This window comes from Pseudomonas sp. P5_109, from assembly GCF_034009455.1.
Taxonomy (GTDB): Bacteria; Pseudomonadota; Gammaproteobacteria; order Pseudomonadales; family Pseudomonadaceae; genus Aquipseudomonas.
The window spans coordinates 1,719,662-1,742,019 of sequence record NZ_CP125380.1 but is presented as its reverse complement, the minus strand read 5'-3'; the positions used below and the strand labels follow the sequence as shown (position 1 = coordinate 1,742,019).

Genomic DNA, 22,358 nt, shown 5'->3' with positions numbered 1-22,358 from the left:
AACTGTGGGAGCGGGCTTGCTCGCGAAGGCGTCGGCATAGCCAACATTGATGTATCAGATAGACCGTTTTCGCGAGCAAGCCCGCTCCCACAGGGGGCTACGACACCCTTGAGGTGGAGTTTTCTGCGGCAGCGCCAAGATAGTCGTCAAGATTATGTGACAGGTGGAGGGCTTTTCCCACCCGCCAATCTCAACATTTACGCACTGGGGCCAAATACGTAACGAAAACTTTACGATTATCGAGGGTTTTTCCTGCGGGTTACGCCGAGCACCTGCTGCAACGGTGCAATTCATGGGGTATTTCTAGGTCCATAGCAGCACATAACAAGAACGAAGCCCCCTAGCAGGAGAGCAGCATGAAGCAGACGCAATACGTGGCTCGCGAGCCCGATGCGCAAGGTTTTATCGACTACCCCGCCGAAGAACACGCGGTGTGGAACACGCTGATCACTCGCCAACTGAAAGTGATCGAAGGGCGTGCGTGCCAGGAATACCTGGACGGTATCGAAAAACTCGGTCTGCCCCACGACCGCATTCCTCAACTCGGCGAAATCAACAAGGTCCTCGGTGAAACCACCGGTTGGCAGGTTGCCCGGGTTCCCGCACTGATTCCCTTCCAGACCTTTTTCGAATTGCTGGCCAGCAAGCAGTTTCCGGTAGCGACCTTTATTCGTACCCGCGAGGAACTGGATTACCTGCAAGAGCCGGACATTTTCCACGAGATCTTCGGCCACTGCCCGTTGCTGACCAACCCGTGGTTCGCCGAATTCACCCACACCTACGGCAAGCTCGGCCTCAAGGCGTCCAAGGAAGAACGCGTGTACCTGGCGCGCCTGTACTGGATGACCATCGAATTTGGCCTGGTCGACACCCCGCAAGGCCAGCGCATCTACGGCGGCGGCATCCTGTCTTCTCCGAAAGAGACCGTGTATTGCCTGTCGGACGAGCCTGAGCATCAGGCGTTCGATCCGCTGGAATGCATGCGCACGCCATACCGCATCGACATCCTGCAGCCACTGTACTTCACCCTGCCAAATCTCAAGCGTCTGTTCGACCTGGCTCACGAAGACATCATGGGCATGGTCAAGCAAGCGATGCAGATGGGTCTGCACGCACCGAAATTTCCGCCAAAACCAAAAGCTGCGTGAACCGCGACTTTTGCTGACAAGTGAGTCTGTCAGTCACCGTCGCTTTGGTTTAGCGTGACGGTACTGTCGACCGATATAAAAACACTCGATTTCAGGAAACACACCATGTCCACTTTGAACCAAGCCCATTGCGAAGCCTGCCGCGCCGACGCCCCACAAGTCAGCGACGAAGAACTGCCGATCCTGATCAAACAGATCCCGGACTGGAACATCGAAGTTCGCGACAGCATCATGCAGTTGGAGAAGGTCTTCCTGTTCAAGAACTTCAAACACGCCCTGGCGTTCACCAACGCGGTCGGTGAAATCTCCGAGGCTGAAGGCCACCACCCAGGCCTGCTGACCGAGTGGGGCAAAGTGACCGTGACCTGGTGGAGCCACTCGATCAAGGGCCTGCACCGCAACGACTTCATCATGGCCGCGCGCACTGACATCGTTGCCAAGGACGCTGAGGGGCGCAAGTAATGCATTTCGACGCCATCGGTCGAGTACCTGGCGACCCGATCCTCGGCCTGATGGAGGCCTACGCGCAGGACCCGAACCCGCGCAAGTTCGATTTGGGCGTGGGTGTCTATAAAGACGCCCAGGGCCTGACGCCGATTCTCGAGTCGGTGAAACTTGCCGAGCAACGCCTGGTGGACGGTCAGCCGACCAAGACCTACATCGGTGGTCACGGCGAACCGGCGTTCGGTAAAGCGATCAATGAGCTGGTGCTCGGCGCGGACTCGGCAGTGATCGCCGCACAACGCGCTGGCGCCACCCAGACTCCGGGCGGCACCGGGGCTTTGCGCCTGAGTGCGGACTTTATCGCCCAATGCCTGCCGGGACGCGGCGTATGGTTGAGCAACCCGACCTGGCCGATCCACGAAACGATTTTTGCGACAGCCAAGGTCAAGGTCAGCCACTACCCATACGTGGGCAGTGACAACCGTCTCGACGTCGACGGCATGCTGGCGGCGCTCAATGAAGCACCCAAGGGCGATGTGGTATTGCTGCACGCCTGCTGTCACAACCCGACCGGTTTCGACCTGTCCCAGGAGGACTGGCAACGGGTGCTGGAGGTAGTCCGCAAGCGCGAACTGCTGCCGCTGATCGACTTCGCCTATCAAGGATTCGGCGATGGCCTGGAGCAGGATGCCTGGTCGACCCGGCTGTTCGCCGCCGAGTTGCCGGAACTGCTGATCACCAGCTCTTGCTCGAAGAACTTCGGCCTGTACCGCGACCGCACCGGTGCGCTGATTGTCTGCGCGAAAAACGCCGACAAGCTCACCGACATCCGCAGCCAGCTGGCCAACATCGCCCGCAACCTGTGGTCGACGCCACCGGATCACGGTGCTGCCGTGGTCGCGACCATCCTCGGCGACCCGGAGTTGAAAAACCTCTGGGCTGACGAAGTGGAAGGTATGCGCCTGCGTATCGCCCAACTGCGCTGCGGTTTGGTGGAGGCGCTGGAGCCTCACGGCTTGCGCGAGCGCTTTGCGCACATTGGCGTGCAACGCGGGATGTTCTCCTACACCGGCCTGTCGCCTGAGCAGGTGAAAGACCTGCGCGATCATCACAGCGTGTACATGGTCAACTCCGGCCGGGCCAACGTGGCTGGCATCGATGCCACGCGCCTGGATCTGCTTGCCGAGGCGATTGCCAGCGTCTGCAGATAGCATAAACGCACTGCAAATCCTATGTGGGAGCGGGCTTGCTCGCGAATGCGGAGTGTCAGTCGACTTCAAAGCTGACTGATCCACCGCATTCGCGAGCAAGCCCGCTCCCACATTTGTTATGTGTTGCCCCCTCTGGATCTGTCTATACAACCCCATCCGTCGAAACAAATGGATATAAAAGTCCGTTTGTCATTTTCAGTGCTGTATCCTGCCCAGGCTTTTTTAAAGCGCGGATCTACCAGATCTATCAACAGACTTAGCGAGGAGCGCAACCATGCACGAGATTCCCAATCTCCCCTTCCCAAGCCTGCACGTACCTGAGCAGACGACCACGCAACAAGCCGGCGCCCAACAGCCCGAGCCGAAAGAAGCCACTGACAGCCGCCAGGCTGACAGAGAAGACTGAAACACCCGCCGTACAGACCGTGTGGAAAGCGCTAACATGCGCTTTCCACACTGCCTGAAACGAGAACTCTATCCATGACCGATGAATTCAGCGAAGCGCAGGCCAGCGTCCTGATTGGCACCGCCGAGAAAATGATCGAGATCTGGAATCGCCTCTCCCCCGAGAAACAAGCCTCGTTGCTCGCCCGCTTCGGCACCCAGGAAAACGCCCTGGCCGCCCTGGTCACCACGCAACTGGTCGCTCCCGTCAAAGCTGAATGACGCCGCCCGGCAAATAGTTTTACTTTTTCACAACCAACGAGCGTCCACACCGCTATCATAAGCAGCCTATCTATCCTGCTTTACCGTGGACCTTTACCCATGCCTGAAAACCAGCGCCCCCTGGCGGTCACGCTGCAAGTCGTCTCCATCGTCCTTTTCACCTTCATCGGCTACCTGAATATCGGCATCCCCCTGGCCGTATTGCCCGGTTACGTCCACACCGACCTGGGCTTCGGCGCCGTGGTCGCGGGCCTGGTGATCAGCGTGCAATACCTGGCCACCCTGCTTAGCCGCCCTTATGCCGGGAAGATCATCGACAACAAGGGCAGTAAACTGGCCGTGATGTACGGCCTGGCCGGTTGCGGCTTGAGCGGTGTATTCATGCTGATTTCGGCCTGGACCCAGAGCCTGCCGGCCTTGAGCCTGATCAGCCTGCTGATCGGTCGCCTGGTACTCGGCAGCGCGGAAAGCCTGGTGGGCTCAGGCTCGATTGGCTGGGGCATCGGCCGGGTCGGCGCGGCGAACACCGCCAAGGTCATCTCCTGGAACGGTATCGCCAGCTATGGCGCACTGGCCGTCGGCGCGCCCTTGGGCGTGTTGCTCGTCCATCAACTGGGCTTGTGGAGCATGGGCGTGAGCATTGTCTTGCTGGCCGTGCTCGGCCTGCTGCTGGCCTGGCCGAAAACCGCCGCGCCCATCGTCGCCGGTGAGCGCCTGCCGTTCATGCACGTGCTCGGGCGGGTCTTCCCCCACGGCTGCGGCCTGGCCCTGGGCTCCATCGGTTTTGGCACCATCGCCACCTTCATCACCCTGTATTACGCCACGCAACACTGGGACAACGCGGTGCTGTGCCTGAGCCTGTTCGGTGCCAGCTTCATCGGCGCGCGCCTGCTGTTCGGCAACCTGATCAACCGCCTCGGCGGCTTTCGCGTGGCCATCGCCTGCCTGTCGGTGGAAACCCTCGGCTTGCTGTTGCTGTGGCTGGCACCGGATGCCCATTGGGCACTGGCGGGTGCGGCACTGAGCGGCTTCGGCTTTTCGCTGGTGTTTCCGGCGCTGGGAGTGGAAGCGGTCAACCTGGTGCCGGCCTCCAGCCGTGGTGCGGCTGTCGGTGCCTATTCGCTGTTCATCGACTTGTCGTTGGGCATTACCGGACCATTGGCCGGTGCGATTGCGGCAGGATTTGGTTTTGCATCGATCTTCCTGTTCGCCGCCCTCGCCGCACTCAGCGGTTTGATGCTGAGCCTGTACCTGTACCGGCAGGCGCCGAAGCAACGCGAAGCGCGGGACACGCCCTAGAAGTCGACCTTGCCGCGCCCGGCCTTGATGTTGCCACGCTTGCTCTTGGATTCAAGGCGACGGGTCTTCGAGCCAAGGGTCGGTTTGGTCGGGCGGCGTTTCTTCTCGACCTTGGTGGCGCTCTGGATCAACTCGACCAAACGCTCCAAAGCATCCGCACGGTTCTGCTCCTGCGTGCGGTATTGCTGGGCCTTGATGATCAACACACCGTCGCTGGTGATGCGGCTGTCGCGCAGCGCCAGCAGCCGCTCCTTGTAGAACTCGGGCAAGGACGACGCCGGAATGTCGAAGCGCAGGTGCACGGCACTGGAGACCTTGTTGACGTTCTGCCCACCGGCGCCCTGGGCGCGAATGGCCGTCAACTCGATCTCGGCATCCGGCAGATGCACGTTGTTGGAAATCACCAGCATGGAAACGGTCCGCAGTCAGGGTGTTCAGGATACCGCGAATGTCGCTCGCAATTGCAGTTCATCATGGCTAACCGGTGCAACCGGGCATTGCCTTCAGTCAAATTCATTTACAAATATTGCTCTCACCCTTCTGAAGAAACATTGATTTATTTTGAATAGCGGTACTAATCTCGGGGGCTCGCATCAGCAGGATATGATGACTAATGAACCTTGAAAATATTCGATATCACATCTCAGTGACGCTTTTAGTTTTAGCCTGTTCCGTTCTGCCTGCCGGAATTATTGTATTCGGCATAAAAAAAGTAATTCACATAGATCAAAACCATCTAGACATCGCCCATTTAACAACATACATAATCCTCGTGATCATTGGTTTAAAGCTTTACATTCCAAGAATGCGCGGCGTGATCTGAATAGTACCAAGCCTCGCTACAACAGCAGCCTCCTGATTACAAAACCTACTCTGCGACCATCGAATTTATCGTAAAAGCATCAACCAACACCTCAAATGACAAAGCCAATTTTCCCATCTGGTGATAAGCCCTCTCATAATTAATTGGATCACGTCTGAACAACTCAACCGATCCTGGCTTTGACACCGGCCTAAACACTCCGACTGCAGAAAGAAGCAAGTCCACTGAGTAGTAAAGCACGTCCCCCTCGCTATCATCGAATATGTTCCTATAGATATCCCTAACAGGCCCAACCGTGCTTGGAGCGTCCGGCCCGCTATAAATATTCCAAAAACCTTCGTAGATATTATTAACGCCATGTCCAACCATGAGTGCGCCCGGCACCGCACCGAATCCCCCTGAGGCTCCAGCAATCGTAACCCCTGTCCTAACCTGCATCACCCCCGCCACAACCCCAACACCATTTTGAAGATAGAAACGCGCCTTTGACGATAAATCCTCATATTCGGCTCTTATTTCCTGCACCGCTTGCCACGCACTAATAGCCCCTTCATCAACCGCCTGAATTATTTCATCAACATAGGCAGAGACAATCGAGCCAAATCGAAGTCGCGCAAAGCCATCAGGAATATGCACCATGCCTATGCTGCAACCAACTGCAACCAGATCGGAAGCCGATCTAGTTACATCATGAATATCGCAAGAGTCCTCATTCACCTTCATTCCCCCAGGAACTATAGGCACTGGTAGCCCCTGGAACATGCGCCCAGGCAATGTCCCTGTAACGAATGGACACCAGCTCTTGCGGCTCAGCGTCATTCATGCGAATCGCGTGGGGAACCTGCAAGCTGATATGAGCGATACGCGCACCTGACAGGTGTATTGAATAGTACTGTTCCTGGCCGCCAACCGAAGAGGTTCGATAAAAATTGATCTTGCAATCAACCTCCTCACCCTCATGCAGCGCACTTGCCAGCAATGGTGATGACTTGTCGATGCCTTTGGTTATCATGATCGGCATGTGCTTGCCGCGCCCACCTGCCACGCTACCGTCGTTGCCCGTGAGCATGTCGTGCGAATAAGCCAGCACCATGATTTCATCCTGGTGACCGATCTGGCATTTGTTGCCGATAGAATCAAGACCGGAGCAACCGGCAGAAATCAAACCTTGGCGCTTTCCGGTAATGCTCATGTAGCTGTGACTGGCCATACGCACCCCTCCTTTGTGTTCGGAGAGGCAGACTAAGACAAAAAGTAAAATATCGGTTGTAGGCTGTTTCTGAGTTTCCTGTATGAATCCAGAAAAAATCAACCCGGCACATGGCCGGGTTGATCGTTGAAACCAGACGCGCTTACTTCACAGCAGGGGCAGCGCTATTCAACACGCGTTGCGCACTACGCTTGTTCTTGATGCCGTAGCAGACCCACATGAACACGAGCCACACCGGAATCGCGTACACCGATGTCTGGATCCCCGGAATCAACAGCATCACGCCGAGAATGAACAACACGAACGCCAGGCAGATGTAGTTGCCGTACGGGTACCAAAAGGCCTTGAACAGCGGCGTTTGTTTGGTCTTGTTCATGTGCTGGCGGAACTTGAAGTGCGAGTAGCTGATCATCGCCCAGTTGATCACCAGGGTGGCAACAACCAGCGACATCAACAGTTCCAGCGCATTTTGCGGGATCAGGTAGTTCAGCAGTACCGCGATCAGGGTCACGGCGGCCGAGGCCAGGATCGAACGTACCGGCACGCCGCGCTTGTCGATCTTCGCCAACGCCTTCGGCGCATCACCCTGCTCGGCCATGCCCAGCAGCATACGGCTGTTGCAGTAGGTGCCGCTGTTGTACACCGACAGCGCCGCGGTCAGGACCACGAAGTTGAGGATGTGCGCGGCGGTGTTGCTGCCCAGCATCGAGAACACTTGTACGAACGGGCTGCCGCTGTAGGAATCACCGGAAGCGTTCAGGGTGGTCAGCAAGCTGTCCCACGGCGTCAACGACAGCAGGATCACCAAGGCGCCGATGTAGAAAATCAGGATCCGGTAGATCACCTGGTTGATGGCTTTCGGGATCACGGTTTTCGGCTTGTCGGCTTCGGCAGCGGTGAAACCGAGCATTTCCAGGCCACCGAAGGAAAACATGATGAACGCCATGGCCATCACCAGACCGGTGATTCCGTTCGGGAAGAAGCCACCGTGGGACCACAGGTTGCTGACCGCTGCTTGCGGGCCGCCATTACCGCTGACCAGCAGGTAGCTGCCCAGGGCAATCATGCCGACGATCGCCACGACCTTGATGATTGCGAACCAGAACTCGGCCTCGCCAAAGACTTTGACGTTGGCCAGGTTGATGGCGTTGATCAGCACGAAGAAGCCAGCTGCGGAGACCCAGGTCGGGATGTCCGGCGCCCAGTAGTGGATGTATTTGCCGACCGCCGTCAGCTCCGACATGCCCACCAGGATGTACAGGATCCAGCAGTTCCAGCCCGACAGGAAACCGGCAAAGCCACCCCAGTACTTGTGGGCGAAGTGGCTGAAGGAGCCGGCCACCGGATCTTCGACGATCATTTCGCCCAGTTGGCGCATGATCATGAAAGCAATGAAGCCGCAGATGGCGTAGCCAAGGATCATCGACGGGCCAGCGGATTTCAGCACCCCGGCCGAGCCGAGGAACAAGCCGGTACCGATTGCACCACCGAGGGCAATCAGTTGAATGTGGCGATTTTTCAGGCCGCGTTTCAGCTCGCCTGATTGCGGGTTTTGTCCACTCATGAAAAGGGTCTCACGCAAGGTTTGATGATGTTCAGTAGGCGTTGCTGCTCAAGAAAGGCGTTAAGCGGCACCGATCAAACCCCAGCGCAGGCACCAGGAGTTCAGCGTAATTACAACGGTCATGCGTCACCTGTTTGTTTTTATCTGTGACGAAATCGAACCCGACACGCTCGTGACGCGGCGGAGTGAACAAGGCGGATAGCCTTGAGGGTTGCGCAGATGCGCAGGAGGTCACAGGTAAAACGCGGCGCATTGTACACCTGTAACCCCCTGCTGCCAGACCCGCTGGACAAGCGTGTCTATTGCCGGGATTGCCTGTGTCCGCCCCGAGAGGCTCGGGCGGCTGCAAAAAAAGGGTCAGATCCTTGCGGATCATCGACGGGAAAGGCAGGAAAACCGCCTCTCGCAGAGAGATAGAGTTGGATTGCGGCGTTCATTGCGCCTCCTTTTTGTTATGCACCTGCACGACAGGCATGGCGCGCATAACACCCTGCATGGAGTGTTGAAACAAGCGGGCTAGAGGGTTGGAAGGCGCAAGGAAGGCGCTGATGTGTAAGCGTTTTCTTACGGCATACGGGGATAGGTGAATCCACGGGGTTAATCGGCGGATTTCGTCAGGATTTCTTTACATGGCGTAATTTTAGCTTTCCACTTCGGACATCCCGGCGCGGCAACTGGCGCTATCGCGGGGAAGACAGATAACGCAATACCTGGAGGAGCAGGCTTGCTGGCGATGGTCGTTACCGATAACGCGTATGAACTGGATAAACGCGGTGCACTTGAGCCCATCGCCAGCAAGCCGGCTCCTACAAGGGACCGTGGCTACGCTGAAAATGAAGTGGACTCCAAACCATTGAAAGCCCCCCAAAAAAAACGCCAACCCGAAGGTTGGCGTTTTTTATCAAGCGCTCAGCCGATTACTCCGGCTTGCGACGACCGAAGCCTGGACGCTGGCCGGAACCGGCCGGTGCGCCACGGCGCTTGCCCGATGGCTTGTCACCGTCGACCAGCTTGATCCCCGGACGCTTCGGCGCAGGCTTGGCCGGGCGCTTGGTGTCGGCCGGGCGATCGGCTACCGGCGTACCACGACCTTCGCCACGCTCGGTACGACCATTGGCCGGACGTGGCGTACGTGGACCGCGTTCGCCGTCCTGACGCGCGACTGGCTTGCGCCTTGGACGCTCGCCTTCGATCTGCGGTTCGCGGCTGGCTCGTGGCGCGGCTGGCGCGTCAGTGGCCGGACGCAGGGTACGCACGCGCTCGGTCTTGGCCATTGGACGCGAGGATTTACGCTGCATCCGGTCCAGCTTGTCTTTGCTCTTGGCGTTCATCTGCGGCATCGCGACCGGCGTCAGGCCGACCTCGGCACTCAGAATGTCGACTTCGTACTGGCTCATTTCGCGCCAGCGGCCCATCGGCAGGTCGGAGTTGAGGAACACCGGACCAAAACGCACGCGCTTCAGACGGCTGACCACCAGGCCCTGGGATTCCCACAGGCGACGAACTTCGCGGTTACGACCTTCCATCACCACGCAGTGGTACCAGTGGTTGAAGCCTTCACCACCTGGTGCCTGCTTGATATCGGTGAACTTGGCCGGGCCATCTTCAAGGACAACGCCAGCCTTCAGGCGCTCGATCATCTCGTCATCGACTTCGCCACGCACACGTACCGCGTATTCACGGTCCATTTCGTAGGAAGGGTGCATCAGGCGGTTGGCCAGCTCACCGTCGGTGGTGAACATCAGCAAACCGGTGGTGTTGATGTCCAGACGACCGATGTTGATCCAGCGGCCTTCTTTCGGCTTTGGCATTTTGTCGAACACGGTCGGGCGACCTTCCGGGTCGACACGGGTGCAGATCTCGCCGTCGGGCTTGTTGTACATGATCACGCGGCGGACCGATTCGGCGGCCTCTTCACGCTTGATCACCTTGCCATCGATGGTGATGGCGTCGTGCATGTCGACACGCTGGCCAAGGGTGGCGTCTTTGCCGTTGACCTTGATGCGGCCGTGGCTGATCCAGGCTTCCACGTCACGGCGCGAGCCGACGCCGATACGGGCGAGGACTTTCTGCAGTTTTTCGCCTGCTGGGCCGATTTCCTGGTCGTCTTTCTGGTCTTTGATACTCATCTGGGCACCTCCCGGTGTGGTCTGAAAACTGGGTACTTGGGCGAAGGGATCGCCGAAGGGTCGCGAATCATACGCGCATGCGGGCGATTGCGCATCAGAGACTAGCTGATCGAGGCAAGGTTATTGGTTTTTCCGCTGGCCGGTGATCGCGGACGATCACCGACCTTCTGTAGGAGCCGGCTTGCTGGCGATGGCGTCACCGCGGTCCCTCAGAGACACCGCGTTGGCCGCATCGCCAGCAAGCCGGCTCCTACAGGGTTGTGGTCAGTCTTCGAACTCACGGCGCTCGGCTTCGATGGCTTCAGCCAGGGCCAGGGCTTCGGCCTCTTCGTCCGACAGTTCCGGCTCGGGTTTCGGTTGTTCGAGGGCGGCTACAGCGGCCAGCAGTTTTTCCCGGGCTTCGGCGACACCAAGGATGTCGTCTTCTGGCTCCGGTTCAATTTCCGCTTCAGGCTCGGGCTCGGGCTCTGCCGCTTCAACTTCTGGCTCGATAACCGACTGCTCCGAATCGAACTCAGGCGACGCGCCATCACGCAGCAAGTCGTCGAAGTCGGTCTTGAGCCCCTCCTCCATGCTGTCCAGTTCCAACAACAACGTGTGGAAACTGGTTTCTTCCTTCGGCTCTTCCGGCTCGGCGCTGGCGTCGGCCAACTCTTGCAGGGCTGCCGGCACCGGGGCGTCGTCGAAATCCAGCACCGGGTCCGGTTCCAGTTCGCGCAGTTCGGCCAACGGCGGCAGGTCATCGAGGTTTTTCAGGTTGAAATGATCAAGGAACGCCTTGGTGGTGGCGAACATCGCTGGTTTGCCGGGTACGTCGCGGTAGCCGACGATGCGGATCCACTCGCGCTCCATCAGTGTCTTGACGATGTTGCTGTTCACCGCCACGCCCCGTACATCTTCGATTTCACCACGGGTGATCGGCTGGCGATAGGCGATCAGGGCCATGGTTTCCAGCATAGCGCGGGAATAGCGCTGCGGACGCTCTTCCCACAGACGCCCGACCCAGGGCGCAAATTTTTCGCGAATTTGCAGGCGATACCCCGAGGCCACTTCCTTCAGTTCAAAGGCGCGGCCATCGCAGGACTTGGCCAGAATCGTCAGGGCCTTCTTGAAGACCGGCGGTTCCGGCCGCTCGCCCTCTTCGAAGAGTTCGAACAGGCTTTCCAAAGATTGCGGCTTTCCCGAGGCCAACAGAAAGGCTTCAAGCAAGGGTGCCAGGTCACGGGGTTCAGTCAGGTTCATGTTTCGACTCGTTATTCGGCTCGGGCTCGCACGTGGATCGCGGCAAATGGCTCATTCTGCACCAGCTCGACCAGGGATTCCTTGACCAGTTCAAGGATCGCCATGAAGGTCACCACCACGCCCAGGCGTCCTTCTTCAGCGGTGAACAGCTCGACAAATGGCACGAACCCGCCGCCCTTGAGGCGTTCCAGCACATCGCTCATGCGCTCGCGGGTCGACAGCGCCTCGCGGCTGACCTGATGGCTTTCGAACATGTCGCCACGGCGCAACACCTCGGCCATCGACAGCAGCAACTCGGACAGGCGCACGTCCGGCAACAACTTGCGTGCCCGGGCCTCCGGGGCGTCGAGTTTGGGCACCACCACGTCGCGACCGACGCGGCTCAAGCCATCGATGCCTTCGGCGGCGGCCTTGAAACGCTCGTATTCCTGCAAGCGGCGGATCAGTTCGGCGCGCGGGTCGTCCTCTTCGTCCTCGACGGTTTCGGCCCGCGGCAGCAGCATCCGCGACTTGATCTCGGCCAGCATCGCGGCCATCACCAGGTACTCGGCGGCCAGCTCCAGGCGCACCGACTGCATCAACTCGACGTAGCCCATGTACTGGCGAGTGATTTCCGCCACCGGGATGTCGAGGATGTTGATGTTCTGTTTGCGGATCAGGTACAGCAGCAGGTCGAGGGGCCCTTCGAAGGCTTCGAGGAAGACCTCGAGGGCATCAGGCGGGATGTACAGGTCCAGCGGCATTTCCATGACCGCCTGGCCATAGACCATGGCGAAGGGCAGTTCCTGCTGGGCTCCGGCCTGACTGTCGACGGGTTCTACTGCGGACATCTAGGCCTCGACCATGAACGGCGCAGGGTCACCGCAACCAACGCGAATGACTTCCGGCTCGCCGTCGGCGAGGTTGATCACGGTGGACGCCTTGATCCCGCCGAAGCCGCCGTCGATGATCAGATCGACCTGGTGTTCGAGCAACTGACGCATTTCATGCGGGTCGCTCAACGGATCTTCATCGCCAGGCATGATCAGGGTCACGCTCATCAACGGCTCACCCAGCTCCGCCAGCAGCGCCAGGGCAATCGGGTGGCTCGGCACGCGCAGGCCGATGGTGCGTTTCTTCGGGTGCAACAACAGTCGTGGCACTTCGCGGGTGGCATTGAGGATGAAGGTATACGGCCCCGGCAGATGGGCCTTGAGAATGCGGAACGTGCCGGTGTCGATCTTGGCGAACAGGCCCAGTTGCGACAGGTCGCAGCAGATCAACGCAAAGTTGTGTTTTTCATCCAGCTGCCGCAGGCGCCGAACGCGCTCCACGGCGACCTTGTCGCCGATCTGGCAACCAATGGCGTAGGAAGAGTCCGTGGGATAAATCACCACCCCGCCCTTGCGGATGATCTCGACGGCCTGTTTGATCAGGCGCGCTTGCGGGTTTTCCGGATGAATCTGGAAAAATTGACTCACGTTCTCTACCTGTTCAGACGGCGGCAATAATTGGGTCATGTTTGAATCGACACCATAGTGGTGGCAGATCCTCCGGGAGCGGCCGGTATTCACCGATCTCCGACCAGCCTCCAGGGCCATGAAAATCACTGCCGGCACTGACCAGCAGACCGAATTCGCGAGCGAGAATGGCCAGGCTGCCCACTTGCTCGGCAGGCTGGTAACCATTGACCACTTCGATGGCGTGGCCCCCTGCTTGAATATAGTCGGCAATCAGGCGACGTCGCTTGCTTCGGGTGAATTCGTAGTGCCAGGGGTGCGCCAGGCTGACCCAGGCCTTGGCCGCGCGCAGGGTTTCGACGGTTTCCTCCAGGGTCGGCCAGTGTTGCTTGACGTCGCCAAGCTTGCCGGCGCCCAGCCATTTTCGGAACGCCTCGGCGCGGTCCTTGACGAAACCTTCGCGCACCATCCAGTCGGCGAAATGCGGGCGGGCCGGCGCGTTGCCGCTGTCGCCCAGCTCCTGCTGGATCTGCCGGGCGCCCTCCAGCGCCCCCGGCATGCCTTTGAGCGCCAGTTTGCGGCTGATTTCCTCGGAGCGCAGCCAGCGGCCATCATGCAGTCTGGCGATGGCCTCGACCAACGGTGCGGCATTCACGTCAAAACCGTAGCCCAGGACATGAATGGTCGCGCCGCCCCAGGTGCAGGACAGCTCGACGCCATTGACCAGTTGCATCCCCAACGCGGTGGCCGCCTGGCGGGCCTCGTCGAGGCCTTCAAGGGTGTCGTGATCGGTCAGGGCCAGGACTCGCACGCCTTTCTCGAACGCCCGCGCCACCAGAACCGCAGGCGCCAGGGCGCCATCGGAGGCCGTGCTATGGCAGTGCAAATCAACATTCACGGGGCTTTGTAACCTCAAATCAGCTGGCGCTATCGCGCGCCCATATGTTTGTTATTATGCCGCCACATCCTGCTTCTGGCTGCCATTGTGAAACAATTCATCGATTTCATCCCGCTCCTGCTGTTCTTCATCGTCTTCAAACTCGATCCAAGGGTCGTCGACATCCTCGGCCACGAGGTAACTGTAGGCGGTATCTACAGCGCCACCGCGATGTTGATCATCAGTTCGCTGGTGGTCTACGGCACGCTGTTCATCAAACAGCGCAAGCTGGAGAAAAGCCAGTGGCTGACCCTGATCGCCTGCCTGGTCTTCGGCAGCCTGACCCTGGCGTTCCACAGCGAAACGTTCCTCAAGTGGAAAGCCCCGGTGGTCAATTGGCTGTTCGCCCTGGCGTTCATTGGCAGCCACTTCGTCGGTGACAGCCTGCTGATCAAACGCATCATGGGCCACGCGCTGACCTTGCCGGAGCCGGTCTGGACGCGCCTGAACATCGCCTGGATCGTCTTCTTCCTGTTTTGCGGTGCCGCCAACCTGTTTGTCGCGTTCACTTTCCAGAGCTACTGGGTCGACTTCAAGGTCTTCGGCAGCCTGGGCATGACTTTGCTGTTCCTGGTCGGCCAGGGTATCTACCTGTCCCGCCATCTGCACGATGCCGACACCACTACGCCAAAAACCGAGGACTGACATGCTTTACGCAATCATTGCCACAGACGTCGCCAATTCCCTGGAAGCCCGCCTGGCCGCACGGCCTGCACACCTTGAGCGCCTGCAAGTGCTCAAGGGCGAAGGTCGCATCGTTCTGGCCGGTCCACACCCGGCGGTCGACAGCAATGATCCGGGCGCGGCGGGTTTCACCGGCAGCCTGATCGTCGCCGAATTCGATTCCCTGAGCGCCGCCCAGGCCTGGGCCGACGCCGATCCGTACATCGCCGCGGGCGTCTACGCCAACGTTCTGGTCAAGCCGTTCAAGCAAGTCCTGCCGTAATTCCCTCCCACGCGGTGAACCATATCGGTTCATCGCGTTCTCAATCGCTCATTATTCTCGTTTGCCGGCCGACAACTTTTCCAATACTCGTATTGGAACCAGGAGTCGCCATGCGCAAAGGTCCGTTGTGCCTGATGTTGGTCACGTTATCGATCGTGGCGCCCGCCCACGGTGAAGACTACGCCGAGGGTGGAAACTCGACGCCGCTTTCCTTGAGCGCCGGCAGCCAGATCACCGAACTGCAGCAACGCTTGAAAGAAAGTGAACGGCAACGGGAAGAACTGAGCAAACAATTACAAACTGCCGATGGCGAACGCGAAAGCCCGCTGCTGGCCCGGTTGCGCCAGGAGAACCAGCGCTTGAAGCTGCAACTCAAGGAAGCCCAGGCCAGCAGCCCCCTGCCGCGCCTGCTGACCGACCAGCAACAATGGTTTGTCATTGGCGCCGGGGTAGCGCTATTGGCTCTGCTCTGCGGTATCTTCGCCAGTGGAGCAAGTCGAAAACGTCGACAATGGCTAAATTGAGTGAGTCATGAGCGAGCTGTTACTTATTGATGATGACCAGGAGCTGTGTGAGCTCCTGAGCAGTTGGCTGAGCCAGGAAGGGTTTCAGGTACGTGCCTGTCACGACGGTCAGAGCGCACGCCGCGCACTGGCCGAAACGGCCCCGGCGGCCGTGGTGCTGGATGTGATGTTGCCCGATGGCAGCGGCCTGGAATTACTCAAGCAGTTGCGCAGCGATCACCCGGATTTGCCGGTACTGATGCTCTCGGCCCGGGGCGAGCCTCTGGACCGCATCCTCGGCCTGGAACTCGGCGCCGACGATTACCTGGCCAAACCCTGCGATCCACGGGAACTGACCGCCCGCCTGCGCGCCGTCCTGCGCCGTAGCCACCCGGCAGCGGTGTCCAGCCAGATGGAACTGGGCGACCTGTGTTTCAGCCCGGTGCGCGGCGTGGTCAGCATCGACGAGCAAGAGTTCACCCTCACCGTCTCAGAAAGCCGCCTGCTGGAAGCCTTGCTCAAGCAGCCCGGCGAGCCCCTGGACAAACAGGAACTGGCGCAGATCGCCCTCGGTCGCAAGCTGACCCTGTACGACCGCAGCCTCGATATGCACGTCAGCAATCTGCGCAAGAAGATCGGCCCGCACCCCGACGGCCGGCCGCGCATCGTTGCGCTGCGCAGCCGTGGTTACTACTACAGCCTCTGAATCCGAAATCGATACCGTTGGGGGTTCAGAGCCGCCGCGAAAAACAGCCTTCGCCTGACTACTTTGACGTAAGTCAGCACCCCACTTCACATCTGACTGATCTGCGAGACCTCAAACTTGTGTATGAGTGTCTCCGGTCATATGAGCAGCTTCCTGTCAGTTGACCGTTTACAAAAAAACCAGGTCACCTTCGCTTTTTTCTCACTGCAATACATGGTGTCTGCTATCAAATTCGATTTGAAATGAACAGCCGCACCATGATCGTTTGCTACAGTGAAATCAATCCCTGCGCCAAAGCCACGCCTACCGCTTGCCGGCGGCTAAAAGAGCCTAGTTTTCGACTCGCATTGGCAATATGAAAATTGATGGTGCGTTCCGAGCAGCCCAAGATGCAGCTCATCTCCCAAGTCGTTTTACCCACACAGGACCATTTCAGTACTTCAGACTCTCGCAGGGTCAAGCTGCAGAATTTCTCGCCTGGTTTTATCAGGTGCTTCTGTGAACCTTCCAAAAGAAACGGAATTAGCATGAACAGCTTCCCTAAGGGGGCATCCAACCCATCGTCAAATTCATCTGTAGAATTCATGCAGTGAGCAACATTGAGTGACCCGACCATTTCGTTACACCTCAGAGGAATGCTAACCCCTTGTAAAAGGCCGTACTCCTCACGCGCCTTCCAGAACTCGTTGGTCCTGCTCCGCGCCTGCCTCCGTGCGTCCACCCAAACAAGCGGTACAAAATGGTGACGGCAATGCCTTATTATCGGGTCCACCTGAATAAAGTTCTCATCCTTGTATCGTCTTAGCCAATCAGAAGGGTAAGTCGTCATAATCCTATTGAAAGGGTCATTCGTTGTAGAGGAACCTAGGCTAAGCAAGTAACTGTCATAGCCGATTCGATGCAGCACCTTGCGCAAGTGCCTTTCCCAGTCACTCCGATGCAAATCCTTGGCCAATACGGAGAAATCATCCAATACCGGTTTGAAGTTAATCCTCAGGAGTACATCTTTTTTTCTATATATATTTAAGTCATCCACGCCGAGTCCCTGCCACACATAGAAACTTTTTTTCGATACGATGCAACATTGAAGATACGAGTTACCGTTCAGGCAACCCGTTGTCCGTCGCCTATACTTCTGATTTGCAACAATACTGCCCTATAAAACTTTTGAATACCCCAAGACCATCCTCCGTCAGAATGCTCTCGGGATGAAACTGGACACCCTCTATCGAATGTTTTAGATGCCGAACCCCCATGATGTATCCGTCATCACTTGAGATGGATGTCACCTCCAGTTCCTCGGATAGGTTTTTGTTATCGATAATTAACGAATGGTAGCGTGTCGCTTTGATCGACTTGCCATTAGTATGGGCGTACACACCTTGCCCATCGTTAATTATCGTGCTGATCTTTCCGTGCATGACATTGGCAGCCCGAATAATCGAGCCACCGAAAGCCAAGCCAATAGCCTGATGTCCAAGGCATACGCCCAATATGGGCAAGCGCCCTTTAAAGTGGTGGATTAATTCGATATAACCGGCTTTCTGTGGGTGGCCGGGCCCAGGGCCAAGTACGCAAAAATCCGGGGCATACGCTTCAATCCTTTTAATCAGCTCCGGAACATCATTACGCTCTACATGAGTTTCCAGCCCCAACTGCTCAAGGTACTGACTGATAATAAATACAAAACTGTCATAGGCATCAACCAGAAAAACTTTCATTACAGCATCTCCCTTCCGGTAACGGCGCGATAAACAGAGCTCATTTTGTAGAATGTTTCAGTCCATTCTTTATCAGGTGCCGAGTCCGCGACGACACCTGCGGAAGCCCTCAAGTAATAGGTGCCCTCTTTATGAACTGCTGACCGAATACACAAAGCCGTATTGATGCTACCGTCGAATCCGATCAGGCCAACCGCTCCGGCATATATCCCGCGCCGGCTGTTTTCCATACTTTCGATAATCTGCATCGCGCGAATCTTCGGTGCACCTGTCATGGTTCCCGCCGGAAATGACGCCTTAATAACATCAAATGCATCGAAGCCTTTACGCAATAAACCGCGCACATTTGACACCATGTGATAGAGGTGAGAATACTCCTCGACTAACATCAACTCATCAACTTCAAGTGATCCTGGCTGACAGACGTGACTGATATCGTTTCTGCACAAATCCACTAACATTAGGTGTTCCGCTCGCTCTTTTTCAGAGCGCGTCATGCTCAAAATCAACTCGCTGGAGGGTATGCCGGGTGTTTTCCCCACGGTTCCGGCGATGGGTCTCATTTCGATCAGATCGTCCTTGATCCGGACAAACAGTTCAGGGCTGGCGCCGATCAGGTCGACCCCACCCAAATTGGCTAGGTACATGTAGGGTGACGGGTTGTTTAGGCGCAATGCCCGATACACATCAAAGGGTTTTACAGGTGTGTCAATCTGCACTTCGTGACCCAATTGAATTTGATAAATATCGCCTTGACGAATGTGCTCCAGTGCCTTGTCGACCCAGCCAAGAAACTGCTTTTTTTCCACTGTATCGCGAGTAACCGTAACGGATGGGTAAACAATCGGCGCCTCAGAGGCTGGAATGCCCATGGCATCGGCCAACAGTAATGCATAGTCATCGGTGCTGCGGAACTTCCATAGAGAACTATTGTTAACCATGACATCCACAGTTCCATTGGCGTGGAAATACACCAGCGTCTGAAACACAGTCAAGGCAATGACCGGATAATCATTTGTCCGCTCCGTCAGGTCAGGAATATCTTCGATAAACCGGACACTGTCATAAGAGAAGTAACCAAAAAAAGCGAGGCTGGGATTAGGCTGGCGCGGAACGTCAAAAGGTTTTTGTAACGCACGCAACAAATCCCATACGGCATCGTTCGAATCAATGCTGACACGCTCACTGTCGTCCAAAACAATTCCCTGTTCCAACAGCGAACTGCTTAAATGTGCGGTCAGCCGGTCATTTCCCTCAAGTGTCGCGTACCCCTCATATATCTTTACCGCCAGCAATGGCTCCATCCCAATTATAGTCGCCTTACGATCGCGACTGGGGCCAGACAGCGACTCAAGAATAAATATCTGATCAGGTCCTATTGCCTTTGCTGCCGCTTGATATACAGCCAACGGGTCGCATTTCATGCGTTCAGTGTGCAGTTGAACACTGACGGGGGTAGTTATCTCACTCATGGTATAACTCCTTTATTTTTGCCAACCACTCACACAGATAAGAGTCGAACGCACAAGCCGATACCAAAGCTGGCAAGCGGCTCAATCAGCGTAATTATTGATTTAAAGAATCCATCAATCAGGCGGTCGCATGGCAAGCTAACCGATAGCACACGATGCTGCGCAGTTCCCAACTGCACAGCCAAGCTGTGTGCGGTATCGAGGAAAGAGGTAGTAATCATGGCGTCGACTCTGCCTGATTCTCTGTTCGGGGTATGTCAGACATGTCCTTTAATACATACGGACTACTCCGTAAGAAAAAAGACGCTACCAGGGAAGCCCGCTAACTAACGCCTGAAGCTGCTCGGAACTCAGCTTTAGCTGCGACCCATGTCGGTTGCTGGGCCTATCGAATCGACTTGGTGCATGCCGCGCACCTCCAGTCGCTTACTGCACACGGGTTCACGCAAAGAGCCACCTCGAAAAAGAGGCAGAACTTACTGCACCATTTAGGCAAGAAACCGCTGGATAGCATCCAGGGTCTGCTCGCCACACTCCAGATACGGAACATGCCCCGCGCCCTCAATGATGCAGACACTTGCTTGCGGCAGGAGATTGTTGACCTCATCCAGGCAAGAAACATCAAACACGCGATCGTTGCTCCCCCACACAATCAAGGTCCGGGCCTGGACGTCAGCTAGCCGCTTTTGAAGCGGGTACAATCCGGCGCCGTTGAAGTCCCCCAGTATTTTCCCGACCCGCACATAGCGAAGCGCACCCTTGGTAGCCAGAGCCTTTGCCAGAAACGCCGGGACCTTCGGCACTCGAGTAAACACGATCTCCCAAAGCCCCTGCATTTCACTGACGGTCCGGTAGCCAAAGGGATACTTGCCAGACTCAAGAAACTTGCTCATGGCCGGACTAAGCCTTGCCGCCGGCAAGCCGGCAGGCGCCATTGCGATTAAACGGGATACCTCTGCCGGATAAGTGGCTGAATAAAGGCAGGCAATACAGCCACCAATGGAGCTGCCAATCAATACGACGTCCTTGAAGGACTGCGCATCGAAAAAAGCCTTCAACCGCTCCACTTGAGCCACAGGACTGTAGCTTTGTACGCCGTCGAACGAGGATTCCCCCTCACCGGGAAGGTCCAGGAAAACGCAGTTGTAAGCGTCCACCAACGAGTAAATTTGCGGCCCCCACTGATCCTTACTGGCCCCTAATCCATGGAGGAACACCAGGGTGGGCCCGGCCTCGTGGCCGTTCGAGTACAAATAGGCGATCTCATAAACGCCTGCTTTCCAGCGCCGGACTTTAAGCCTGTAGCGAAACCGGTTTTGCTGACGCAAGGCGAGCAGTACCAACTGACCTGGCCACTTCATGGAAAATAACCTCTCAACGGGTTCGCCGATCAATCGGCTGGGTTATTGCTTGCACAAGCCTGCCGGGGCGGCAGGCGGACCTGGCAAAGCCCGACACCGACAAAAACCGCCGCACCGCCGACAACAAGGCTCAGCGACAGACCTTCTTTCAGAAGAAGCTGGCTGACCGCGACCGCAAACACTGGCACCAATAACAGAAACGGCGTCAGGCGCTGGATAGGGTGTCTGCCCAAAAGCCAATACCACAGGCCAAATCCAATCAGCCCGCCGCTTACGGCGGTATACAGCACGGCAGCCCAGGCCGTCGGACTGGCCGTCAGGACAGAACTCCACGCCTGCCCCTCTACCGCAGCCGAAACAAGCAGCAACTCCGGCGCAGCAATCAATGCCGTCCACGCGCTTATCGCCACCGGGTTGAAAGGTCCCCAGCGCTTGGTGAGCAACGTTCCCACGGCGAAGACAAAAGCCGCAGCGATCACCAGCAATATTCCCGACAACGCACCGCCCTTGCCTACGCCACCCAACACCGTCAACACGCCAAGCAACGCGATGACAATTCCCCCCACGACGGGTAATGCGATGCGCTCCCCCAATATTGCAAAGGCCAGCAATAGAGTGAAAGGTGTCGCCAACTGGTAAGCGACTGCAGACGTCGAAGCATCCACTCGCGAAATACCGCAATACAGCAATCCGAAATGAAGCGCCCCCACCAGGGAAGCGATCCCGAACACTTGAAGCAGTTCGCTACGTTTTGGGACTCCGCAAAAAGGTACTAATACAGCCGCCATCAAGGCGAAGCGCATAGCGACCATGAGGATAGGCGGAAGCTCTTGCCCGCCAATTTTAACCGCCGTCACTTGTGCCCCCCACAGGAATGCCACTAGTACGGCTATCAATGAATCTCGAATAGGCATCTATCCATCATCCCGTTTGAAATTGGACTTGCTTGAGCAGGCGCAAACGCTCGGCGCCGCGACGGGGTTGTTCGTTCAACTTTTGATAGTGCTCCACGAGACGATCCAGGGTTTCCCGCAATGCCTGTTCCGCTTCCGGGTCCTGAACCAGTTGTGTGTTGAACGTGGCCGGAAACCCCGAGCCGACCAACACCATTTTGTTCAACAGGACATTGAGCACCACCTGGCCAAATACCGCCGTGTGACCGTATCGACGCCCCACCACCGCCACCGCTGCAAGTTTGTCTCGCAGTGGCCGCTCTCGCGGACGCATGAAGCCATACCCCACCCGCTCCAGGAACGCTTGGAAACGGCTGTTGGTTCCATAGGCATGCATCACTGGCAAGTACAGAATGGCGTCCGCCTTGACCATTTCATCGACGATCGCGGCGACATCGTCTGGCAGAGAACAATCGATGTGTGAACAGGCGTTATCGGCATCGCAGTAGTCGATACGATAATCGCGAAGCCAGAGATCTTCGACCGATGCGCGTCCTTTCAGGTGGCGTCGAATCAACGACACCACCCGACTGCTGACCCCGTGTGACCGGCTTGACCCGACAATGACGATCAGCTTCATCAGT

The 22,358-nt window shown here is 57.2% G+C and carries 25 protein-coding genes; 10 read left to right on the top strand and 15 right to left on the bottom strand.

Translation table 11 applies throughout. The features are described from left to right. The first annotated feature begins 356 nt into the window (after nt 1-356). The 6 genes from phhA (at nt 357) to QMK54_RS07705 (ending at nt 4,768) form a co-directional block, all read left to right on the top strand. Nucleotides 357-1,148 carry a phenylalanine 4-monooxygenase gene (gene phhA / locus QMK54_RS07730; RefSeq protein WP_223591259.1) on the top strand — a complete coding sequence of 264 codons (792 nt, stop codon included), beginning with the start codon at nt 357-359 and terminating at the stop codon, nt 1,146-1,148. Between the two features lie 105 nt (nt 1,149-1,253). After that, nucleotides 1,254-1,610 (top strand): 4a-hydroxytetrahydrobiopterin dehydratase, encoded by a 357-nt coding sequence (locus QMK54_RS07725; protein WP_046816880.1) that lies wholly within the window; start codon nt 1,254-1,256, stop codon nt 1,608-1,610. Further along, nucleotides 1,610-2,803, top strand: coding sequence for an amino acid aminotransferase (locus tag QMK54_RS07720; protein ID WP_320402296.1), 1,194 nt, complete (start codon nt 1,610-1,612; stop codon nt 2,801-2,803). Before QMK54_RS07725 ends, QMK54_RS07720 begins: the two co-directional genes overlap by 1 nt. Before the next feature lie 274 nt (nt 2,804-3,077). Next, nucleotides 3,078-3,209, top strand: coding sequence for a hypothetical protein (locus tag QMK54_RS07715; RefSeq protein ID WP_008051162.1), 132 nt, complete (start codon nt 3,078-3,080; stop codon nt 3,207-3,209). A gap of 74 nt (nt 3,210-3,283) precedes the next feature. Continuing rightward, the gene (locus QMK54_RS07710) at nt 3,284-3,469 is read left to right on the top strand and encodes a hypothetical protein (RefSeq protein ID WP_103394704.1); all 186 of its coding nucleotides are present in this window, start codon (nt 3,284-3,286) and stop codon (nt 3,467-3,469) included. Nucleotides 3,470-3,568: 99 nt separating this feature from the next. Then, nucleotides 3,569-4,768: an MFS transporter gene (locus QMK54_RS07705; protein ID WP_320402295.1), complete on the top strand. Its 1,200-nt coding sequence runs from the start codon at nt 3,569-3,571 to the stop codon at nt 4,766-4,768. On the opposite strand, the gene arfB is transcribed toward QMK54_RS07705, so the two are convergent. The 9 genes from arfB to QMK54_RS07660 form a co-directional block, all read right to left on the bottom strand. Further along, a complete protein-coding gene (gene arfB, locus QMK54_RS07700) occupies nt 4,765-5,178 on the bottom strand; it encodes an alternative ribosome rescue aminoacyl-tRNA hydrolase ArfB (RefSeq protein WP_056853046.1) in 414 nt (137 codons plus the stop codon). The genes QMK54_RS07705 and arfB overlap by 4 nt on opposite strands. A gap of 458 nt (nt 5,179-5,636) precedes the next feature. After that, on the bottom strand, nt 5,637-6,314 hold the full coding sequence (locus QMK54_RS07695; protein ID WP_320402294.1) for a DUF4225 domain-containing protein: 678 nt from the start codon (nt 6,312-6,314) through the stop codon (nt 5,637-5,639). Beyond that, entirely contained in the window at nt 6,301-6,801 is a 501-nt protein-coding gene (locus QMK54_RS07690) for an Hcp family type VI secretion system effector (protein WP_320402293.1), read from the bottom strand. The genes QMK54_RS07695 and QMK54_RS07690 overlap by 14 nt, the downstream gene beginning before the upstream one ends. Before the next feature lie 142 nt (nt 6,802-6,943). Further along, nucleotides 6,944-8,365 carry an amino acid permease gene (locus QMK54_RS07685; RefSeq protein WP_320402292.1) on the bottom strand — a complete coding sequence of 474 codons (1,422 nt, stop codon included), beginning with the start codon at nt 8,363-8,365 and terminating at the stop codon, nt 6,944-6,946. A gap of 917 nt (nt 8,366-9,282) precedes the next feature. Further along, nucleotides 9,283-10,494 (bottom strand): 23S rRNA pseudouridine(2605) synthase RluB, encoded by a 1,212-nt coding sequence (rluB, locus tag QMK54_RS07680; protein ID WP_320402291.1) that lies wholly within the window; start codon nt 10,492-10,494, stop codon nt 9,283-9,285. 264 nt (nt 10,495-10,758) lie between these two features. Then, nucleotides 10,759-11,736, bottom strand: a complete 978-nt coding sequence (gene scpB, locus QMK54_RS07675) for an SMC-Scp complex subunit ScpB (RefSeq protein WP_320402290.1) — start codon at nt 11,734-11,736, stop codon at nt 10,759-10,761. A gap of 11 nt (nt 11,737-11,747) precedes the next feature. Further along, a complete protein-coding gene (locus QMK54_RS07670; protein WP_173862173.1) occupies nt 11,748-12,506 on the bottom strand; it encodes a segregation and condensation protein A in 759 nt (252 codons plus the stop codon). Between the two features lie 60 nt (nt 12,507-12,566). Next, on the bottom strand, nt 12,567-13,196 hold the full coding sequence (locus tag QMK54_RS07665; protein ID WP_103394698.1) for an L-threonylcarbamoyladenylate synthase: 630 nt from the start codon (nt 13,194-13,196) through the stop codon (nt 12,567-12,569). A 13-nt stretch (nt 13,197-13,209) separates the two neighbouring features. Further along, complete coding sequence (locus QMK54_RS07660; protein ID WP_110658554.1) at nt 13,210-14,073, bottom strand: PHP domain-containing protein; 864 nt, start codon at nt 14,071-14,073, stop codon at nt 13,210-13,212. A gap of 87 nt (nt 14,074-14,160) precedes the next feature. On the opposite strand from QMK54_RS07660, the gene QMK54_RS07655 reads away from it, so the two are divergent. The 4 genes from QMK54_RS07655 to QMK54_RS07640 all read left to right on the top strand — a co-directional run bounded on the left by QMK54_RS07655 (nt 14,161) and on the right by QMK54_RS07640 (nt 16,267). Next, nucleotides 14,161-14,757 carry a septation protein A gene (locus QMK54_RS07655; protein ID WP_110658553.1) on the top strand — a complete coding sequence of 199 codons (597 nt, stop codon included), beginning with the start codon at nt 14,161-14,163 and terminating at the stop codon, nt 14,755-14,757. A gap of 1 nt (nt 14,758) precedes the next feature. Beyond that, on the top strand, nt 14,759-15,058 hold the full coding sequence (locus tag QMK54_RS07650; RefSeq protein ID WP_007984134.1) for a YciI family protein: 300 nt from the start codon (nt 14,759-14,761) through the stop codon (nt 15,056-15,058). Between the two features lie 110 nt (nt 15,059-15,168). After that, nucleotides 15,169-15,582: a translation initiation factor 2 gene (locus QMK54_RS07645; RefSeq protein WP_110658552.1), complete on the top strand. Its 414-nt coding sequence runs from the start codon at nt 15,169-15,171 to the stop codon at nt 15,580-15,582. Nucleotides 15,583-15,589: 7 nt separating this feature from the next. Continuing rightward, nucleotides 15,590-16,267 carry a response regulator transcription factor gene (locus tag QMK54_RS07640; RefSeq protein WP_007984138.1) on the top strand — a complete coding sequence of 226 codons (678 nt, stop codon included), beginning with the start codon at nt 15,590-15,592 and terminating at the stop codon, nt 16,265-16,267. Nucleotides 16,268-16,535: 268 nt separating this feature from the next. On the opposite strand, the gene QMK54_RS07635 is transcribed toward QMK54_RS07640, so the two are convergent. From QMK54_RS07635 to QMK54_RS07610, 6 genes are all read right to left on the bottom strand, one after another. Next, nucleotides 16,536-17,303: a LuxR family transcriptional regulator gene (locus tag QMK54_RS07635; RefSeq protein WP_223591285.1), complete on the bottom strand. Its 768-nt coding sequence runs from the start codon at nt 17,301-17,303 to the stop codon at nt 16,536-16,538. 91 nt (nt 17,304-17,394) lie between these two features. Continuing rightward, on the bottom strand, nt 17,395-17,988 hold the full coding sequence (locus tag QMK54_RS07630; RefSeq protein ID WP_223591287.1) for an anthranilate synthase component II: 594 nt from the start codon (nt 17,986-17,988) through the stop codon (nt 17,395-17,397). Next, a complete protein-coding gene (locus QMK54_RS07625; RefSeq protein WP_223591289.1) occupies nt 17,988-19,460 on the bottom strand; it encodes an anthranilate synthase component I family protein in 1,473 nt (490 codons plus the stop codon). The genes QMK54_RS07630 and QMK54_RS07625 overlap by 1 nt, the downstream gene beginning before the upstream one ends. Before the next feature lie 488 nt (nt 19,461-19,948). Further along, entirely contained in the window at nt 19,949-20,821 is an 873-nt protein-coding gene (locus tag QMK54_RS07620) for an alpha/beta fold hydrolase (protein ID WP_110658548.1), read from the bottom strand. Between the two features lie 29 nt (nt 20,822-20,850). Next, nucleotides 20,851-21,735, bottom strand: a complete 885-nt coding sequence (locus tag QMK54_RS07615) for a DMT family transporter (protein ID WP_110658547.1) — start codon at nt 21,733-21,735, stop codon at nt 20,851-20,853. A 7-nt stretch (nt 21,736-21,742) separates the two neighbouring features. Continuing rightward, entirely contained in the window at nt 21,743-22,354 is a 612-nt protein-coding gene (locus QMK54_RS07610) for a flavodoxin family protein (RefSeq protein WP_110658546.1), read from the bottom strand. Nucleotides 22,355-22,358 lie beyond the last annotated feature (4 nt).

What these genes read in the sequence shown, in the direction of transcription:
- phhA (WP_223591259.1), top strand. Translation starts at nt 357, where the DNA reads ATGAAGCAGACGCAATACGTGGCTCGCGAGCCCGATGCGCAAGGTTTT.
- QMK54_RS07725 (WP_046816880.1), top strand. Translation starts at nt 1,254, where the DNA reads ATGTCCACTTTGAACCAAGCCCATTGCGAAGCCTGCCGCGCCGACGCC.
- QMK54_RS07720 (WP_320402296.1), top strand. Translation starts at nt 1,610, where the DNA reads ATGCATTTCGACGCCATCGGTCGAGTACCTGGCGACCCGATCCTCGGC.
- QMK54_RS07715 (WP_008051162.1), top strand. Translation starts at nt 3,078, where the DNA reads ATGCACGAGATTCCCAATCTCCCCTTCCCAAGCCTGCACGTACCTGAG.
- QMK54_RS07710 (WP_103394704.1), top strand. Translation starts at nt 3,284, where the DNA reads ATGACCGATGAATTCAGCGAAGCGCAGGCCAGCGTCCTGATTGGCACC.
- QMK54_RS07705 (WP_320402295.1), top strand. Translation starts at nt 3,569, where the DNA reads ATGCCTGAAAACCAGCGCCCCCTGGCGGTCACGCTGCAAGTCGTCTCC.
- arfB (WP_056853046.1), bottom strand. Translation starts at nt 5,178, where the DNA reads ATGCTGGTGATTTCCAACAACGTGCATCTGCCGGATGCCGAGATCGAG.
- QMK54_RS07695 (WP_320402294.1), bottom strand. Translation starts at nt 6,314, where the DNA reads ATGAAGGTGAATGAGGACTCTTGCGATATTCATGATGTAACTAGATCG.
- QMK54_RS07690 (WP_320402293.1), bottom strand. Translation starts at nt 6,801, where the DNA reads ATGGCCAGTCACAGCTACATGAGCATTACCGGAAAGCGCCAAGGTTTG.
- QMK54_RS07685 (WP_320402292.1), bottom strand. Translation starts at nt 8,365, where the DNA reads ATGAGTGGACAAAACCCGCAATCAGGCGAGCTGAAACGCGGCCTGAAA.
- rluB (WP_320402291.1), bottom strand. Translation starts at nt 10,494, where the DNA reads ATGAGTATCAAAGACCAGAAAGACGACCAGGAAATCGGCCCAGCAGGC.
- scpB (WP_320402290.1), bottom strand. Translation starts at nt 11,736, where the DNA reads ATGAACCTGACTGAACCCCGTGACCTGGCACCCTTGCTTGAAGCCTTT.
- QMK54_RS07670 (WP_173862173.1), bottom strand. Translation starts at nt 12,506, where the DNA reads ATGGTCTATGGCCAGGCGGTCATGGAAATGCCGCTGGACCTGTACATC.
- QMK54_RS07650 (WP_007984134.1), top strand. Translation starts at nt 14,759, where the DNA reads ATGCTTTACGCAATCATTGCCACAGACGTCGCCAATTCCCTGGAAGCC.
- QMK54_RS07645 (WP_110658552.1), top strand. Translation starts at nt 15,169, where the DNA reads ATGCGCAAAGGTCCGTTGTGCCTGATGTTGGTCACGTTATCGATCGTG.
- QMK54_RS07640 (WP_007984138.1), top strand. Translation starts at nt 15,590, where the DNA reads ATGAGCGAGCTGTTACTTATTGATGATGACCAGGAGCTGTGTGAGCTC.
- QMK54_RS07630 (WP_223591287.1), bottom strand. Translation starts at nt 17,988, where the DNA reads ATGAAAGTTTTTCTGGTTGATGCCTATGACAGTTTTGTATTTATTATC.
- QMK54_RS07625 (WP_223591289.1), bottom strand. Translation starts at nt 19,460, where the DNA reads ATGAGTGAGATAACTACCCCCGTCAGTGTTCAACTGCACACTGAACGC.
- QMK54_RS07620 (WP_110658548.1), bottom strand. Translation starts at nt 20,821, where the DNA reads ATGAAGTGGCCAGGTCAGTTGGTACTGCTCGCCTTGCGTCAGCAAAAC.
- QMK54_RS07615 (WP_110658547.1), bottom strand. Translation starts at nt 21,735, where the DNA reads ATGCCTATTCGAGATTCATTGATAGCCGTACTAGTGGCATTCCTGTGG.
- QMK54_RS07610 (WP_110658546.1), bottom strand. Translation starts at nt 22,354, where the DNA reads ATGAAGCTGATCGTCATTGTCGGGTCAAGCCGGTCACACGGGGTCAGC.